This window comes from Paraniabella hibiscisoli (genome assembly GCF_022512515.1).
GTDB lineage: Bacteria > Bacteroidota > Bacteroidia > Chitinophagales > Chitinophagaceae > Niabella > Niabella hibiscisoli.
On the sequence record NZ_JAKWBK010000001.1, the window covers coordinates 3,803,824 to 3,821,559 of the forward strand.

Below are 17,736 nucleotides of genomic sequence, written 5' to 3' on the forward strand. Positions count from 1 at the left end.
AAAATAATGTAATGCAGGTTGCTGTTCCTCTTCAGGCTATTGGCCTTACTGCAAATCAGGTCGCTTTAGAATTTAAGGTGGCTGATCATGTAACAAAATATGATGATATAATGGATTACTATATTACAGGTGATAGCGCTCCTATAGGTAGAATGAATTTTGCCTATTGAATTGCGACAAGTACCATAAAATACCAAAAATAACTGTCTGCTGCTTTGAAGAAAAAGCCTTATCTATGTACCCCAATTGGTGACATTTGTAAACTTTCTGAACCGGTTTTATTTACTTGAGAAAGTATTCTGCTGTATGCAGGACAAGTCAGGACAGGATGTAGTAAAACTAGTCTTACTTTAGTACGAGAACAACGATTGTATAAGTTTTATATTCCTCCGGCAGATGAACTTTCGAAAATAAGTATCATTAATATCAACAGGAATTGATCAGTAGCACTGGCCGTTGGGAGAAAGACAGATGGAAGGGTAATATTGTTAAATCATAGGGAACTGTAGCTTCTTGTATTGACGGACATTTGCAGCTGGCTTTTTGTTTGGGTTGTTGAATGACCGTTCCTTTTTGGAGATGAGAGAATGACTGGTAAAGCACGAGTCATTACGTTTCTTTTCTGTAACGTTATTATTTGGTTTTTATTAAAAACTGTTGCTAAATGAAAGTTGATGTCAGGGTCCTCATAACTGCTTTCTTTTCATAATCAGTAACTCGGGAAACATAGGTGCCCGAACTAAGTGCATGCATTTTCTTGCACACAAAGATACCTTCTTTTCGTGGAAAGTAAACTCGTGGTGCCTGGTGTGTAGTATATTAACGCATTATATATAAATGAGTAAAAAATGAAAATTAAACCTCTGCTGCATTCTTTAAAAAACAATCGAACCTTGCGCAATCTGGCGCTTCTCTTTGGGGTTATAGGTATATCCGGTGTCGCTGGTGCCCAGGATACTATCAGAGTTTTTGGTAAGGTGCTCAACCAGGACGGTGCGGCTGTGGAAAATGCTACAGTAGGTATTAAAGGAACTGCCAAAGGAACTGCCACCGATCCTAATGGTAATTTTTTTATCATGGCTTCATCTGGTAAAGATTCGGTACAGATATCGGCGGTTAGCTATAAAGCAAAAACAGTGTTGGCTAGTACGGGAAAAGAGTTAGTGATTGTGTTGGAGTCTGATGACGATGCACAAAACCTTAGCCAGGTAGTAGTACAGGTAGGCTTTGAAGCGCGAAGGAAGGAGCAGGTAGTAGGTGCTGTAACGTCTATTGACCCGGAAGAGTTGAGAATTCCTTCCAGCAATCTTACTACAGCATTGGCCGGAAGGGTGGCAGGTGTTATCGGTTATCAGCGTAGTGGTGAGCCCGGCAGGGACAATGCGGAGTTTTTTGTAAGAGGCGTGACCACATTTGGTTATAAGAATGGTCCGCTTATTTTAATAGATGGGATCGAATCGACAACAACCGACCTGGCGCGTTTAACCGTAGACGATATTGCTGCTTTCTCGATCCTTAAAGATGCGACTTCTACGGCAGTATATGGTGCAAGGGGTGCCAACGGGGTTATCCTCGTAAATACAAAGAAAGGGAAGGCGGGAAGTGCCAAAATATCACTGCGTGTAGACCAGGCTTTTTCAATGCCAACAACCAATGTAGAGGTGGCCGACCCGGTTACTTATATGAAAATGGCCAATGAAGCCGTATTGACCCGGGACCGGCTGGGAAGCATTCTATATTCTGATGATAAGATCAATCGTACTGGGCAGCCAGGCTCCGATCCGCATGTCTACCCGGCTAACGACTGGCGGGATATCCTTTTAAAGATTATACCAGCAACCAGCGGTACGCACTAAACGTGAGTGGTGGTGGAGGAGTGGCGCGTTACTTTATTTCAGGTGCTTTAAACCAGGATAACGGGGTATTAAAGGTGGATCCTATAAATAACTTTAATAGCAATATCAATTTGAAAAGTTATTCACTACGTTCTAATATTGATATTGACCTCACAAAAAGTACCATGCTTACTGTGAGGTTGTACGGCAATTTTGATGACTACCGCGGTCCAATCTATAACGGAGAGGAAATGTATGGAATGGTAATGCGTTCTAACCCGGTTCAGTTTCCTGCCACTTTTCCGAAAGATGAAGATCATGCCTTTGTAAAGCATATCATTTTTGGTAATAATGTAACCCGCAGCAATCGTGGTTCTCTATACCTGAATCCGTATGCAGAAATGGTGAGGGGATACCGAGACTGGAACCGATCTAAAATGATGGCGCAAATGGAAATTGCCCAGAACCTCGGAAAGCTGATCAAGGGATTAAACTTCAGAGGTATGTTTAACATAGAACGTTATGCATATAATACCGTAACCCGATCCTATAACCCGTTTTATTACGAGGTGGCCAACTATGATCCGCTGACGCAGCAGTATTCCTACAATGTTATTAATTCATCTGCCAACCCGCAGCCCGTGGGGCCAACCGGGACTGAGTATTTGAATTTCAACGGTAATCCGAATAGCAGGGAGGTGAATTCTAACTTTTATGCCCAGGGTGTATTGAACTATGATAACGTTATTAATAAAGTGCATAACATAAGTGGTATGTTGGTGGGCATTATGCAGCAGCGGCTTAATTCGGCTGCTAATACACTTTTAAATTCCCTTCCGTTAAGAAATACAGGCTTATCCGGAAGGTTTACTTATGGATTTGATACCCGTTACCACGCTGAATTCAATTTCGGTTATAACGGGTCTGAGCGGTTTTACCAGGAAAAGCGCTTCGGCTTTTTCCCATCCGCCGGTATTGCCTGGACAATTCATAACGAGAAATTCTTTGAGAAGCTCAAGAATACCGTAAATACTTTGAAACTGCGCTATACCTACGGGATTATTGGTAACGACGCTATAGGTTCTGCAGATGATCGATTCTTTTATTTGTCCGAAGTGAATATGAGTGCCAGTACCAGGGGTGCTACGTTTGGAAGAGACCTGGCAGGTGCTACTAGATACTTGCCGGGAGTGTCTGTTACAAGGTATGCTAATGAGGATATTACCTGGGAGAAATCTTATCAGCAGAACCTGGGACTGGAATTGGGATTGTTCCGTGCAATAACATTGAATGTTGATTTCTTCAAACAGCATCGAACCAATATATTGATGACGCGGGCTTTCATTCCAACTACAATGGGCTTGTCGGCGCCCATACGGGCCAATGTAGGGGAGGCCTCTTCACAAGGTGTTGATGCGGCTTTAACTGTAAGCAAAACTTTTGATAATGGCTTGTTTTTATCAGCAATGGGGAACTTTACCTATGCCACCAGCAAATTCCTGGTAAACGAAGAGCCTGATTACAGAGAACCCTGGCGATCGAAGATAGGACAAAATATTAACCAGGCTTATGGCTTTATTGCTGAACGCCTTTTTGTAGACGATGAAGATGCCCTAAACTCTCCTGCACAAAATTTCGGTCGCCCGGTATTGGGGGGGATATCAAATACCTGGATATAAACGGAGATGGTCAGATCACTGCAGCCGATCAGGTGCCTATTGGATACCCCACGGTGCCGGAAATTACTTATGGCTTTGGCCCCTCAGCATCTTTTAAAGGATTTGATCTTTCTCTTTTCTTTCAGGGCCTGGCCAACGAATCTTTCTGGATCAATTACGGGGCTATCACACCCTTTGTTGACGATCGCCAGGTATTAAAAGTTATAGCCGATGATTTCTGGAACGAACAGAATCAAAATATTTATGCACTCTGGCCCCGCCTCAGCAATTTTGTTCACCCCAACAACCAGCAAACAAGTACCTGGTTTATGAGAAACGGCGCTTTCCTACGACTTAAAACAGTAGAATTAGGGTATACGCTTCCCCAGCGGCTCACCAATAAAATACGTTCTTCTGCCATCCGGATTTACTTCAGTGGTAATAACCTGCTTACGTTTAGCAAATTCAAACTCTGGGATCCGGAGATGGCGGGCAGTGGTTTGGCCTACCCGGTACAGAAAGTATATAATCTGGGTTTGCATTTTAATTTTAATTAACCGATTAGTATATAAATGAAACGGGATATGGCCAACTTTTCTCACAGTAGAGGAAATAAATTAAGAAAGGGTTCCTCTGAAGAAAACTTTAAAGCTAAAAATATGCGAATGAAAATAATTGCGCTAAGCATTTTTATACTGCTGGTGGCAGGGGTATCTTCCTGTAAGAAATACCTCGATATCGTTCCGGATAATGTTGCTACGCTCGAAAACGCGTTTGCTATGCGCGGCGAAGCCGAAAAATACCTATTTACCTGCTACTCTTATATGCCTAAGGATGGAGAAATTAATGGCACCCCTGCTTTATTTGGAGGCGATGAAGTATGGGAACTTCCCGATATTAGTGAAACCAGCACATACAGGCGCCTTGCAGAAGGAAATCAAAACGTAATTGATCCTATTGGTAATGTTTACTGGACTGAGATGTACCGGGCTATTCGCGATTGTAATATTTTCCTGGACAATATCGGGCCCGTGCCGGACATGGAAATGCAGGAAAAGCGACAATGGATTGCCGAGGTAAAAACACTGAAAGCCTTTTATCACTTCCTGCTGGTACGTATGTATGGTCCGATACCGGTTATAAGAGTCAATCTCCCGGTTTCTGCCGGTGTGAAGGAGGTAAAGGTTTTTCGCGAACCGGTAGATTCCTGCTTCGGATATATCGCGCAGCTGCTGGATGAGGCAAAAGACGATTTGCCCGAAACGATTATTGACCCGCAATACTACGGAAAGATCAACAAACCAATAGCTTATAGTTTTAAGGCCAAAGTGTTGACTTTTGCCGCCAGTCCGCTGTTTAATGGCAATGCTGAGCAGGCCAGTTTGAAAAATTCAGATGGTACTCCTTTATTTAGCGCTGAGTATTCGGAAGCTAAATGGCAAAGAGCCGCTGACGCCTGCCGGGAAGCGATTGCCGTGTGTGAAAAAGCAGGTATCAAGCTTTATGAGCATCCAAATGTAAAAGCTGCTTTTTTAATAAGTGATACTACGCAAACCGAGTTGAGCCTGAGGATGGCTTTTTCTGAAAAATGGAACTCAGAAATTATATGGGCCAATACGCAAAGCTGGGTTGGCAGGATACAGGTAATAGGTGCTCCCGATTGGGCGCCCAGCACACAGGCAAGGGTTTGGATGGATAATAGGTATAACGCGCCTTTAAAAGTGGCCGAGCAATTTTATACCAATAATGGATTGCCTATTAATGAAGACAAAACCTGGAATTACGGAGAGCGGTATACTACACGGCTACCACCAACAGGCCATCGTCTATACATCAGGAACGGGTTTCCTACTGCCTCGCTGAATATGAACCGTGAACCGCGTTTTTATGCCAATCTTGGCTTTGACGGTGGTATATGGTATGGACAGGGCAAGTTTAATGATAAGCTGGAATCCGATCTTTATTGGCTGCAGTTTAAATTAGGCGATCCAATTGGAAAAAGCTCCGCCTTCAATGGTCCCGTTACTGGCTATCCCATAAAAAAATGGATACATCCCGATAATGTAAGAAGCCCGTCAAGTTACACAACTATTCCGTATCCATGGCCAATCATGCGTTTGGCTGATCTGTATCTTTTATACAGCGAGTGTCTCAATGAAGCAAAGGGCCCCGATGCTGAAGTGTTTTCGTACCTGGATAAAGTGAGGGAGCGTGCCGGCATACCTCCAGTGCAGCAGGCATGGACAGCGTTCTCGACCAACCCGGCGAAAATTACAAATAAAAACGGCCTCCGGGAGATTATTCAGCGGGAGAGACTGAATGAACTGGCCTTTGAACAACAAAGATTCTGGGATATACGCCGTTGGAAACTGGCTATTACCGAAATGAATAAAGCTATCACAGGCTGGAATATTTATGGATCAACTACTGAAACTTATTACAGGCCGACCAATATTTTTCAGCAACGTTTTGGGATAAAAGATTATTTCTGGCCTATCGCAGAAAGCAATCTCAACGTAAATACCAACCTGGTACAGAATCTTGGATGGTAGTATAGCCTGTTGGGCCAGATGGAGTAAAACAAGGTTCACTTATATAAATTGTAAAAAACTCGTTTATATGATGAAAAGAAAATATCAGTTACTAATTGGAGTACTTCTTTTACTGGTTGCCTTTAGCTGCAACCGGAATGAAGAATACATTGACTATACAGATGCTAATGCACCCGCACCAGGGCAGGTAAGCAATGTAACAGTAATACCTAAAAGTGGCGGTGCACACCTGGTGTACAAAATTCCAAAAGATCCCAATCTTAGATATGTTAAGGCCGTTTGGGAAACGGCTTCGGGTTCTAAGTGGGAAGTAAAAGCCTCTTATTATACCGATACGCTCAAAGTGGAAGGCTTTGGAGATACCAACGAGTATGATGTAAAGTTGTATAGTGTAGGAAAGAATGAAAAAGAATCGGAGCCATTGGTAGTAAAGGTTAAACCGCTACAACCTGTTATTCAATCCGCTTATGAAAGCCTTCAGGTAGCAGGAACTTTCGGAGGGATCAATGTGAAACTGCAAAATCCCGAGCGTGCCAGCCTCGCAGTAGTAATTATGCAGGATACGCTTAATAATGGCAATTATGCAGAATTAACTACTTACTACACTGCCGCTGATAATGTTAATTTTTCAATCAGGGGTATGGATACAACCGAAAAAAAGATCGCGGTATTGTTAAGAGATCGATGGAATAATAAAACCATTCAGAAGAAGTCTAATATTAAACCCTGGTTTGAAAAACTCATTGACAAAGTAAGTTGGCGGGCATTGGAGTTGCCGGGAGATAACTTTGAGTTTGTAGAAACCTATCCTTTGCGAAAGATTTTTGATGGTGGTTTTGGTTATTGCTGTCTTTTTGCCACGAGGACCTACCAGTTACCGCAAACCTTCACGATCGACCTGGGCAAACCTGTTGCTATCAGCCGTATGAGAATGTGGCCCCATCTGGATGCTGCCTACGGGGGTCCCATCCAAAAGATTTTGAAATCTGGGGATCCAATACGGTTAATCCCGATGGAGATTATGTGGACCTGACGAACAAGATCTATCGTGACAACTGGCAAAAACTAGGCACATTCAAGTCTTTTAAACCATCGGGCGAAGGACCGGTAACAGCCGAAGACCGCGACTATGCATTGAATAGGGGAGAAGAATTTGAGTTTGAAGCCGGTATTCCTACCGTAAGGTATATCCGTTTTAAGACTCTTAATACCTGGGGAATTTCCAGCGGGCAAACACAGATCGTTATACAGGAGCTTACCTTATGGGGTCAGGAAGGACAATAATTGTTTATTAAAAATCAGATTTAGTAATTCAAAACCTGCAGTACAAAGTTTCAACCCCGGGTATTCAAAACGAACAAAGGGTAATTAAATATCAACTGCGGACTGGATCATAGAAATATAAATCATTTACGAATGAAGACAAGCATATACTATTTTTTATTGCGCTGGCATTGGTTACTGGTTGCAAGAAAATGGACGATACATACAGGCAGTATGTGGTTCCAGAGGGAGTGACCTACTTAGAGCGTGCTAAAAATGTGAAAACATACACAGGGCTCACCCGAGTAAAGTTTGTATGGTCGGCCCCGGTTGATCCTAACGTTACAAAAGCCCGTATCTACTGGAATAATTATGCAGATTCTGTCGAGTTAAAGATACCTGCAAGTATTGATTCGGTATCTTACTTCTTAAATATACCTGAGGGTACTTATTCTTTCATCATACGAACTTTCGATGACCAGGGCAACAGGTCGGTTCCGGTAGAAGTGCAGGGGAGATCTGTCGGGCAAACTTTTCAGTCGAATATGTTTAACCGGCCGCTGATCAACAGTTTTATTGACGACGCCAACGGCGTTCTGAAATTTACCTGGGGAGGGGCCGATACCTATAACGGGAGTATAGGCCATCAGCTAAATTATACCAGCAAACTGGGTGGAGAGAAAAAGCTGTTAGTTCGCCCGGAGACTAATGAAACCTCTGTTGAGGACTACAAAGAAGGAACCGGCATATCATATACCACATTATATCTCGCTGATACTACTTCTATCGATACATTGAAAACCGCGCAAGTGTTTATTCAACCACAGGATGTTGTATACAGACTTGACCGAACCAAATTTGCTCCTCTAAAACTAACTGGAGATGCAAACGAAGCCTGGGGATGGGCTATGCGCAACATGTGGGATGGTAAAACTAATGCCGAACCCGGATTTCATACGGCCGATGCAACCATGCCTCAACATATTACTTTCGATTTAGGTGTCACCAACCGCGCACTATACTCTTTTAGAACCTGGCAACGGCAGGGACAACAGTACCTGGGAGGTAACATGAAACGATTCTCTTTATGGGGATCCAATACATTGGCGCCTGAATGGAGCAATTGGACAAAGCTTGGAGACTTCACTTCCGGTACACATAATTTTACCCAGGGGGAACTATTTATGATTCCTAAAGGGGCAAAAGCATACCGGTACATGAGGATCCAAGTTCAAGAAGCCTGGGATGGAAAAGCCGTCGGATCTTTTCACATTATGGAAATTGAGTTGATGGCTAATTTAGGCACTCCCTGATACCTAAAAACGACTGGGCCCCTGTGCAAGATAAAAATAATGACTGTACCATGTGCGGCTATCAAAAACGGTGTTCGCAAATCTACATAGTCTGGCAGGGCGATTCAATAACGTTGTGTAAGAAATTTAGTAAGCTCTTCTATTGTCAATAATAATGAACATTAAAATATTTGCCTGTATGGCCTGGTGCTCTGGTTTGTTTTTTAACACAAATGCACAGGCGCCTAAGGGCAGGACATCTGATACATTTTCAATTGGTATCTTTTATGGACCCACTCAGGACCTCGCCAACGATGAACAGTTCCGCTGGATAAAAGAGGCGAATGTCGATTTTATCCAGTTTATCGGGGACAAAGCACTGGACTTCAATAAAAATGTTGACACTGCTCAACAAAGGAATCTGGCCATCCTCGACCTCGCGGCCCGAAACGGGATTCGTTATTTTGTCAGAGATCCGCGGGTAAGGGGTAGTGAACAGGATATCGCAACCATGGTAAAAGCCTACAAACATCACCCGGGAGTGGCCGGGTATTTTATAGTAGATGAACCGGGGAAGGATGACCTGGAATGGCCGGCTAAAGCCTATAAAACCATCCTGAAATATGATCCGGGGCATATTCCTTCAGTGAACCTCTTTCCAAGTCCTGTTTATCCAGACTACGAAGAAAATTATGTGGAAGCCTGGATTAAAGCTGTTGGAAAAGAGAATCTGAAGCTGCTTTCTTTTGATCATTATCCTTTATTGGTCAACGGATCTTTTGGAGGCGCTTATTTTAAAAACCTGGACCTGATCAGGCGTGCCGGTTTACGACATGGTATTAAAACTTCCATGTACCCGCAGTCCATGGGCATTATTAATGCATACCGCCGCCCCGATAGCAGCGAACTGCGCTACAGCGCTTACACAGCTTTGGCCTATGGAATAAAAAACCTGGTATGGTTTACCTATAATACACCGGTACGACAGCCGGTAGAACGTTTTATGAATGCTATTATAGATAGCATGGGAAATAAAACCGATCTGTATACACCTTTCCAAAACCTTAATGCGTCATTGAAACAGGTGGGCAAAACCATCGGGCAGCTGGATGCGATAGAAGTGTATCATTCTGATAAATCAGATGGTACGGAAGGCTTAACGGTTCCTGAGTCTTTTTCTGGAAACCAGTGGATGAAAAGAAACGTTTCATTATTACACATTTTAAGAATCCCCAAACCCAACAATCATTTGTGATGGTCGTGAACAAGTCTCTGAAAACATCTGAATCTATTTCGTTTACAATTGGCAAAGCAGTAAAGAAATTACGCCTCGTATCAACCCTCAACGGAAAGCAACACCGGGTTACCTATAAGCCCGGAGGAATATTTACCACTGATCTGCTGCCGGGAGAGGGGAAATTGTATGCAATTGAAGGAGGCGTTTATTGAATCAGGCTCCTTTCGCTGTTCATGTGTTTAAAATAACTTGTTAAATGGTATTCAACAGAAAACAATTTGGCTTTATCTTCTTTTTGATTTTGCTCGTTTGGAAGGTAGAGACCATCGCACAAAAAAGCAATATTATTTCAAAAGAAGACCTTGTTTATTTAAAGGGCATTACGAGGGCGGTGTTGGATAGTTCACGTATCCGTCCGGCACAGCAGATGCCTCCTGGTTTTGGGATAAATAATACCGGGGAACTTTAATCAGGCCAGGAGGCAGGGAAACTTACCCCGCATTTTGGATCCGGGATTATGCCATGAGCCTCGAAACCGGTATGGTTTCAGTAGAAGAACAGCGACACATGCTAAAACTCACAGCTGCCACTCAATGTGATCAAACCTGGATCACCAAAGGCGGAAGCATGGTGCCTTACGGTGCTATAGCAGATCATATATTGGTGAATAATAGTATGCCGGTTTATTTTGCGGGTACCTACGATCTCGAGGAGCAGGGGACTTTTGCTTTTGGCAGGTTTCCTCCTTATTGCGACCAGTTTTACTTTATTAAAATGGCGCATCACTATGTAAAGACTACAGCCGATCTGAACATGCTAAAGACTGAAATTAATGGGATCTCACTCATCAGCAGGCTGGAGACGGCATTTCATGTGCCGCCCTCCAACCTGGAAACCCACATTGTCTACAACCTGGAAAATTACAGGGCAGTAGACTTTGGCTTTCGCGACGCTATACATATTACCGGTGACTTACTATATCCATCCCTGCTTAAATACGAGGCCGCTTTAGAACTCTCGGAACTATTTAAAAAAATGGAGATGATAAGAAAGCCTCAAAGTATAAAAATATAGCAGCAGCCATAAAACTGGCAATTCCGGGAAGTTTGCAGATGAGGATGGTATGCTACGTGCATCAACCGGAAAGAGCGCCCAAAGGGATGTTTGGGCTACAGCATTGGCTATATACATGAATGTGTTGCCAGCGCCAGTTGCAGAAAAGGCTTCAAAGTCGTTGGCTCATGCGTATAAGACCGGCAGTTTAGCTTATAAGGGCGCTATCCGGCATGTTATTAAAACGGATGATTTTAGTAATGCTACATCCTGGGAAGGAGCTATACCCGAGACAACCATCAACAGTTATCAGAACGGGGCTTACTGGTTTACGGCTACTGGCTGGGTTGCGTACGCGATTTCAAAGACCGATAGAGAAAGTGCCCGCAAACTTATAGAAGAGTATGTTGCAGAATTGCGACATACAGATTACCGTAAGGGCAAAGACTTTACCGGTCCGCTGGAATGTTTTTATCCGCCTGCTTATACCCGGGGGCCTGTTTATCTTACTTCCGTATCCTGCCCTTATATAGTTTTAAATAAAATGATGACAAATGATCAGAAGAAATAAATGTAGTAATCATTTGGTAGACAAGAGCGCATTGATGAGAGATCTATTTAGCAAAGGAATTGGCAGGTTCTTTATGTTGTCTTTAGTATTTATGAGCCTGACAACAAAGGCACAAACTTTGTTCCCCGCTGACTTACGTTGTGAGCTTATCGAAAACCCTTTAGGTATTGATATTAGTAGTCCTTCGTTAAGTTGGGGTTTTACTGCGCAGGGACAAAACAGGAAGCAAACCCATTATGAAATAGTAGTCAGCAGGGATAGCGCTCATAGTTTAGCCGCTAAAATGTGGGGCTCGGGTAAATCTTCATCACCCAATAATCTCTCAATTATATACGCAGGTAAGCCGCTGGCATCCTTCACCCGCTATTACTGGAAAGTGCGTGTTTATGACCAGGATGGGAAACCTTCTTCCTGGAGTAAAAATGCCTGGTTTGAAACGGCTATGCTTTTTACAGGTAACTGGAAGGGAAGTTGGATTGCAGATGGTCGAAAGGCCCCAGAGAAAGACGCAGATTTTTATATCGACCGGCCGGCTCCAGTTTTTAGAAAGACGTTCGCTGTGGGAAAGAAGGTTGCCGGAGCTCGCTTGTACATTACCGGCCTGGGGTATTATGAAGCATCTGTCAACGGTGAAAAAATAGGGACGGAAATGCTGGCGCCAGGTTGGACGAGTTTTAGTAAAACCGTTTTGTACAGGTCAATGGATATCACCCCAATGCTGAAAGAAGGTAAGAATGCCGCTGGTGTTATGTTGGGTAATGGATGGTACAACCCGCTTCCGTTGCGCATGTGGGGTGTACATAATTTAAGGGAACGCCTGGCTATTGGAGAACCTTGCTTCAAGGCAATGATCAGGATATCCTATTCCGATGGCTCCATAGAGGAAATAGTTACTGATGAAAGCTGGCAAACCATAGGTGGTCCTGTAGTAAGAAATAATGTTTTTTAGGGGAACATTACGATGCCAGAAGACAAATAGACAACTGGCAGGGAAATGCGGGTGTATGGGCAACAGCGAAATCAGCGGTTAAGGTGAACGGGCCTTTAGGAAAATTAAGAGCCCAATTGCAACCAGGCGTTGAGGTTACTACAATTGTGAATCCTGTAAAAATTACAGAACTGAAACCAGGGATATACCTGGCAGATATGGGACAAAACTTTGCCGGAGTAGCCCGGATAAAGCTCAAAGCGGCGGCAGGCACCAGAGTAGTACTGAGGTATGGTGAAGAAGTGTATAAAGATGGAAGTCTGAACGGTATGACATCTGTAGCGGGTCAGGTAAAAACGGGAATGGCGGTCCCGGTGCTCCACAAATTGCGTGGCAGGAAGATAGCTATATTGCTTCAGGTAAGGGTACGGAGATATGGAATCCGCGGTTTACTTTTCACGGCTTTCGCTACGTAGAAATAAAAGGCTGGCCGGGTGTTCCGCAGCCTGCTGACATCGAGGGCTTGAGAATGAGCGCTGCTGTAGAACAAACAGGAAGTTTTGAGTGCTCCAATCCGATGTTGAATCAGCTGGCGAAAAATATAAGGTGGACATTTTTGAGTAACCTGTTCAGCGTTCAATCCGATTGCCCTGCGCGGGAAAAATTCGGCTATGGCGGTGACATGTTTTGTACCACGGAAGCCTTCTGCTATAATTTCGACATGGCCAATTTTTACAAAAAAATAATCCAGGATCATGAAGATGCTCAGCGTCCTTTAGGAGGCATCACAGAAACAGCGCCTTATATGGGCATTGCCGACGCCGGTCCTGGTGATCAATCCGGTCCACTGGGTTTTCAAATTGGGTTTGCCTATGCTATAAAGCAAGTGCATGATTTTTATGGCGATAAACGGGTAATAGAAAAACACTATCCTGCCCTTAAAAAACAAATTCAGTTTTTAATAGACAACGCTAAGAATAATCTTTATACTGTTGATCTCAGTGATCACGAATCATTGGATGAAAAGCCGGTAGCTTTTACCGCCTCCTGTTTTTATTTGTACCATATAAAATTGATGAACGAATTCGCTTTGATTCTGGGTAAAAAAGAAGATGCTGCGAAGTATAGCAATTTGTCGGGGAACATAGAAGCTGCAATCGTTAAAGAATTTTATAACCCGTCCAGCGGTGTATTTGCGAACGGCACCCAATCGGCCCAGTTTTTTGGACTTTGGCATAACCTGGTTAGCAAGTCTGCAAAAGACAATGCATTAGCCGCCATGAAGCAGGCAGTTGCTAAAAGAGATGATCACCTTTCCACAGGTATTTTCGGTACAAAAATGTTATTCGATATTTTAAGAAAGAATAACCTGAATGACCTGGCCTATAAAATAGCTAACCAGCGCGACTATCCCGGGTGGGGGCATATGATTGAAAATGGAGCAACTACTCTTTGGGAAACCTGGAAGTATTCAGATAATACCTATTCTCATAACCATCCCATGTTTGGTTCCATTAACGAATGGTTTTACCGATCTCTCCTGGGGATCAATGCTGCTGCACCCGGATTTAAAAAATGATCATCATGCCTCAGCCTGCTGGTGATCTTCGTTTTGCACGTGGTAGTTATCGTTCAGTTGCCGGCGAGATTAAAAGCGCCTGGTCATTGGAAGGAGATATGTATAAATTGGATGTTTCTATTCCTCCCAACACAACCGCCGATGTATGGATCAGGTCAGCTCACGGAACTATTGTCACAGAATCGGGCAAAGATATAAGAACGATCAAAAATATTGAGACGCTACCGTCTTCGGATGGATATACCATCGTTCGGGTGGGATCGGGCGATTATCAGTTCCAGGCGCGTCGGTGATAACAGCGCATCTCTTTTGTAAAGTTGATTAATACCTGATTATTGAAAAGTTGCATTTAATATGAAGAAGTTTATTGTAATAAAAGCAGTGCTATTATTAGTTGCTGCCACGGGTTTTTCGCAAACAGTTACAGATATACAATATACAGTTCAACCGGTATATGGTTATCGAAAAGACGGGAAACCGGGAAGAGAAATGCTTATTTCATTCGGAACGGCCAGGTTAAAAAAGAATGCTACTGTTCAGGTGAAGGGGCTGAATATAAAAGAAACTTCTGTGCTCACCGGCTCGGCAGCAGGCGATAGCGTAAAAACTATTCTTTTACCAACTGGTGTAGGAGTTGACTCGGCAGCAAATATATCGGTGGTGTTACAATGTGGGAGCACTCTTATAGAAAAGAAAGTACATGTTCCCCGCATGCGGCATTGGACGGTCTTTATCTATCCGCACTCTCATGTAGACATCGGCTACACCAATACGCAAAAAATGTTGAGATACTGCATAGTAAAAATGTTATTGAAGGCATTAAACTAGCAAAACTAACCAGTGAGTTTCCGGGCGGTGCTAAGTATAAATGGAATCCTGAAGTGAGCTGGCCCGTGGAACGTTTATGGAATGCTCAGCCGCAACAAAGAACGAATATTATAAACGCTATAAAAAATAATCAACTTCGTTTAGATGCAGCCTATTTACACGCGAATACCAGTATTGCTACCGATGAAGAGCTGTTTCATAACTTTAGATTTAGCCGTTACCTGCAACAACAAACCGTGATGAAATCTGATGTTTTTATGCAGGTAGATATTCCGGGTATCACCTGGGGCCTGGTACCTGTAATGGCTCAGGAGGGTATTAAATACGTAGTATCCTGGATCAACGGCGGCGACAGGGTGGGAAATGCACACCGATTTGGAATCAATGGTTACCCCTTCTGGTGGGTAGGCCCTGATGGTAAATCAAAAGTACTGTTTTTTCAACCCGGAGGCTATACCAACAGGCATAGCGTAGCCAAAGGTGGGCAAACCGGCCGCCCCTGGTTTGGCCAGCGTGATCCATCGAAAGTACCCGATATTATAAAAACGGGACATGCTAATGTAGATTTTACAGCAGAGCTCATCAATTTAGAGCAGGAGCGATATCCCTATGATTTCCTGGCAAGGTCCTGGACGCTTTGGGACAATACACCGCTGGATGCCGATGTTCCCTATGCCGTAAAAGACTGGAACGCAAAACATGCCTATCCCAGAATCGTGATTACAGGCGCCAGTGAAATGATGCAGCATATCGAGAAAAAGTATGGAGACCAACTGCCTGTAGTAAAGGGTGATTATACCGAGTACTGGACCGATGGTTTGGGTACAGCTGCTAACCTCACCGCTATGAACCGTAATTCTAAAGAAATATTGACCCAGGCTGAAAAGCTCTGGACGATGCTAAATAACCAGCGGTCCATACCGCGTGATGAATTGGATGAGGCCTGGAGATATATTGCATTAGGATCTGAACATACCTGGAGTTTTGAAAATCCTTCTGAACCCTTTTTCCAGGATGCGATCTTTGGAGTGAAAAGCGGGTACTTTAATACCGCAAAAGAGCGGGCGCGCGAGGCTTACGATGCTGCCTTGGCGCCCATTACAGACAAGTCGAATGGAGGATTAGGGCCGCAGGAAGGTCCTGCTGCCGGTGGAGTGGCAGTAATCAATACCAACTCCTGGGCGCATGGCGGCCTGGTGACGTTGAACAAAGCAGAAAGTATTTTAGGCGATAGGGTAATAGATGAGCAGGGAGTTGAAGTTCCTGCGCAACGCCTTTCTACAGGTGAACTGGTGTTTTGGGTCAATGAAGTGCCTTCGCTGGGGTCACGCCATTACCGGGTTACGAAAGGTAAGGCTGATATAAAGCAAGGCTGTTCCGTTGAAAATTATACGATGCAAAATGGTAAGCTGAAGATAGCAGTTGATGCCGCCAGCGGAAATATAGTGCAGCTGATTGACCTGGAAACTGGTTATAATTATGCCGATGAAAAAGTGAATGGAGGATTGAACGCCTTTCGCTGGTTGCCGGGCAATGTAGATGCGCCGGTGGCGGACAGTGTAACACAAATCAGGGTAATAGAAAAAGGGCCGCTTGTAGTTGAGTTACAGGTGATGTCCAAAGGAAGAGGCGTGCGATCTGTTAGCAGAAGTATAAGACTGGTTTGGGACCAACCCTGGATTGACCTCAGTAATAAGGTTGATAAACTACCTCTGTTAGAAAAAGACGGGGTTCATTTTGGATTTGGATTTAATATAGCAGGCGGAAGAACAAGAGTTGATATTCCCTGGGGCGTGGTAGAGGTGGAGAAAGATCAGTGGCCTCAGGCCAATCGAAATTGGTTTACCTTACAACGTTGGCTGGATATCTCTAATGATCAGGTGGGGGTTACCTGGTGCTCCTTGGATGCGCCTTTGTTCGAGTATGGTAAAATGTCGGCCAACAATGCACGGGGCTGGGGAAATGGAGGGCATTGGATTGAAAAGGTGGAACCTTCTTCAACGATTTACTCCTGGGTAATGAATAATCATTGGCACACTAATTTTCCGCTCACCCAGGATGGTAAAACCGCTTTTCGGTATCGGATCCGGCCGCATGGTGCTTTCAATGCGTCAACGGCCAACCGGTTTGGGATGGAGCAGTCGCAGCCCCTGGTTCATGTAGCGGCTAATATAGATCCTAAGATTACGCCGTTTGTACAGATCGATAATAGCAAAGTAGTGGTTTCAATACTTAAGGCAACCGGCGATGGTAAAGCATTTATTATAAGGCTTCGGTCTTTGTCGCCAAAGGAAGAAAATGTTCAACTGAGCTTTCTCAAACAACCCGGGGCCGTTCAGGTATGTGATGTAGAAGAAAAACCTTCAAGGCCAGTTACTGGACCTGTTAAAATGCTTCCCTGGGGTATGACCACCATTCGTGTTGAGTTGTAAATTTGACGGATGATTCAATTATTGCGCATAAATGCTGGCAGGTTCTTTTTCAAAAGGAGAAGTGTATTGATCTTACTGGCGCTGTTGGCAGGATATATATGCTGTTGTCAGCCGGTGAATCATGAAGTACCATTGTTCGTGGGCCAGCCTCCGGGCACAAGGATCTCTAAGATAAAAGAGGATAAAAGATTTGATCCGCTTGTAGATAGCCTGGTGAGCCAGGTTACCTTTCCTACGCTTTCCATATTTAAACCCGCCGGGGTAACACATGCCACTCCTGCGGTTATTATCGTTCCCGGCGGCGGATATCATACATTGCTGATTGAGCGTGAGGGACGCCAAATGGCCAGGGTGTTAAATGAGAAAGGAATAACAGCTTTTGTACTTAAATACAGGCTTCCGCATGCCGGCTATTTTGACAACAGGCAAATAGTATCACTCATGGACCTTCAGCAGGCTATTTACCTTGTGAAAAAAATGCTGTTAAATGGGGCGTAAATCAGGACGC

The 17,736-nt window shown here is 43.9% G+C and carries 20 protein-coding genes; all 20 read left to right on the plus strand.

The window, feature by feature from the left end:
• The first annotated feature begins 11 nt into the window (after positions 1 to 11).
• The 20 genes from MKP07_RS23640 (at position 12) to MKP07_RS23735 (ending at position 17,726) form a co-directional block, all read left to right on the plus strand.
• Entirely contained in the window at positions 12 to 170 is a 159-nt protein-coding gene (locus tag MKP07_RS23640) for a hypothetical protein (RefSeq protein WP_240849522.1), read from the plus strand.
• 678 nt (positions 171 to 848) lie between these two features.
• On the plus strand, positions 849 to 1,856 hold the full coding sequence (locus MKP07_RS23645) for a TonB-dependent receptor plug domain-containing protein (protein WP_240849523.1): 1,008 nt from the start codon (positions 849 to 851) through the stop codon (positions 1,854 to 1,856).
• 2 nt (positions 1,857 to 1,858) lie between these two features.
• A complete protein-coding gene (locus MKP07_RS23650) occupies positions 1,859 to 3,514 on the plus strand; it encodes a SusC/RagA family TonB-linked outer membrane protein (RefSeq protein ID WP_240849524.1) in 1,656 nt (551 codons plus the stop codon).
• 32 nt (positions 3,515 to 3,546) lie between these two features.
• A complete protein-coding gene (locus MKP07_RS23655) occupies positions 3,547 to 4,050 on the plus strand; it encodes a hypothetical protein (protein ID WP_240849525.1) in 504 nt (167 codons plus the stop codon).
• A 108-nt stretch (positions 4,051 to 4,158) separates the two neighbouring features.
• Positions 4,159 to 6,045, plus strand: coding sequence for a RagB/SusD family nutrient uptake outer membrane protein (locus MKP07_RS23660; RefSeq protein WP_240849526.1), 1,887 nt, complete (start codon positions 4,159 to 4,161; stop codon positions 6,043 to 6,045).
• A 67-nt stretch (positions 6,046 to 6,112) separates the two neighbouring features.
• Entirely contained in the window at positions 6,113 to 7,078 is a 966-nt protein-coding gene (locus MKP07_RS23665; protein ID WP_240849527.1) for a DUF4959 domain-containing protein, read from the plus strand.
• Positions 6,979 to 7,329: a DUF5000 domain-containing lipoprotein gene (locus tag MKP07_RS23670; RefSeq protein ID WP_240849528.1), complete on the plus strand. Its 351-nt coding sequence runs from the start codon at positions 6,979 to 6,981 to the stop codon at positions 7,327 to 7,329. The genes MKP07_RS23665 and MKP07_RS23670 overlap by 100 nt, the downstream gene beginning before the upstream one ends.
• Before the next feature lie 191 nt (positions 7,330 to 7,520).
• Entirely contained in the window at positions 7,521 to 8,621 is a 1,101-nt protein-coding gene (locus MKP07_RS23675; RefSeq protein WP_240849529.1) for a DUF4998 domain-containing protein, read from the plus strand.
• A 154-nt stretch (positions 8,622 to 8,775) separates the two neighbouring features.
• Positions 8,776 to 9,855: a hypothetical protein gene (locus MKP07_RS23680; RefSeq protein WP_240849530.1), complete on the plus strand. Its 1,080-nt coding sequence runs from the start codon at positions 8,776 to 8,778 to the stop codon at positions 9,853 to 9,855.
• Positions 9,856 to 9,860: 5 nt separating this feature from the next.
• The gene (locus MKP07_RS23685; RefSeq protein ID WP_240849531.1) at positions 9,861 to 10,049 is read left to right on the plus strand and encodes a hypothetical protein; all 189 of its coding nucleotides are present in this window, start codon (positions 9,861 to 9,863) and stop codon (positions 10,047 to 10,049) included.
• Positions 10,050 to 10,093: 44 nt separating this feature from the next.
• Entirely contained in the window at positions 10,094 to 10,306 is a 213-nt protein-coding gene (locus MKP07_RS23690; RefSeq protein WP_240849532.1) for a hypothetical protein, read from the plus strand.
• 53 nt (positions 10,307 to 10,359) lie between these two features.
• Positions 10,360 to 10,911, plus strand: a complete 552-nt coding sequence (locus MKP07_RS23695; RefSeq protein WP_240849533.1) for a hypothetical protein — start codon at positions 10,360 to 10,362, stop codon at positions 10,909 to 10,911.
• A 49-nt stretch (positions 10,912 to 10,960) separates the two neighbouring features.
• The gene (locus tag MKP07_RS23700; protein WP_240849534.1) at positions 10,961 to 11,461 is read left to right on the plus strand and encodes a hypothetical protein; all 501 of its coding nucleotides are present in this window, start codon (positions 10,961 to 10,963) and stop codon (positions 11,459 to 11,461) included.
• On the plus strand, positions 11,445 to 12,410 hold the full coding sequence (locus MKP07_RS23705; protein WP_240849535.1) for an alpha-L-rhamnosidase N-terminal domain-containing protein: 966 nt from the start codon (positions 11,445 to 11,447) through the stop codon (positions 12,408 to 12,410). The genes MKP07_RS23700 and MKP07_RS23705 overlap by 17 nt, the downstream gene beginning before the upstream one ends.
• 83 nt (positions 12,411 to 12,493) lie before the next feature.
• Positions 12,494 to 12,865 (plus strand): family 78 glycoside hydrolase catalytic domain, encoded by a 372-nt coding sequence (locus tag MKP07_RS41385; RefSeq protein ID WP_317235882.1) that lies wholly within the window; start codon positions 12,494 to 12,496, stop codon positions 12,863 to 12,865.
• Positions 12,823 to 13,968 (plus strand): family 78 glycoside hydrolase catalytic domain, encoded by a 1,146-nt coding sequence (locus MKP07_RS23715; protein ID WP_317236088.1) that lies wholly within the window; start codon positions 12,823 to 12,825, stop codon positions 13,966 to 13,968. The genes MKP07_RS41385 and MKP07_RS23715 overlap by 43 nt, the downstream gene beginning before the upstream one ends.
• A 5-nt stretch (positions 13,969 to 13,973) precedes the next feature.
• Positions 13,974 to 14,261: an alpha-L-rhamnosidase C-terminal domain-containing protein gene (locus MKP07_RS23720; RefSeq protein WP_240849536.1), complete on the plus strand. Its 288-nt coding sequence runs from the start codon at positions 13,974 to 13,976 to the stop codon at positions 14,259 to 14,261.
• Between the two features lie 61 nt (positions 14,262 to 14,322).
• Complete coding sequence (locus MKP07_RS23725) at positions 14,323 to 14,796, plus strand: hypothetical protein (protein WP_240849537.1); 474 nt, start codon at positions 14,323 to 14,325, stop codon at positions 14,794 to 14,796.
• Positions 14,688 to 17,228 carry a glycoside hydrolase family 38 C-terminal domain-containing protein gene (locus tag MKP07_RS23730; RefSeq protein ID WP_262919444.1) on the plus strand — a complete coding sequence of 847 codons (2,541 nt, stop codon included), beginning with the start codon at positions 14,688 to 14,690 and terminating at the stop codon, positions 17,226 to 17,228. The genes MKP07_RS23725 and MKP07_RS23730 overlap by 109 nt, the downstream gene beginning before the upstream one ends.
• 9 nt (positions 17,229 to 17,237) lie before the next feature.
• The gene (locus tag MKP07_RS23735) at positions 17,238 to 17,726 is read left to right on the plus strand and encodes an alpha/beta hydrolase (RefSeq protein WP_240849539.1); all 489 of its coding nucleotides are present in this window, start codon (positions 17,238 to 17,240) and stop codon (positions 17,724 to 17,726) included.
• Positions 17,727 to 17,736: the final 10 nt, after the last annotated feature.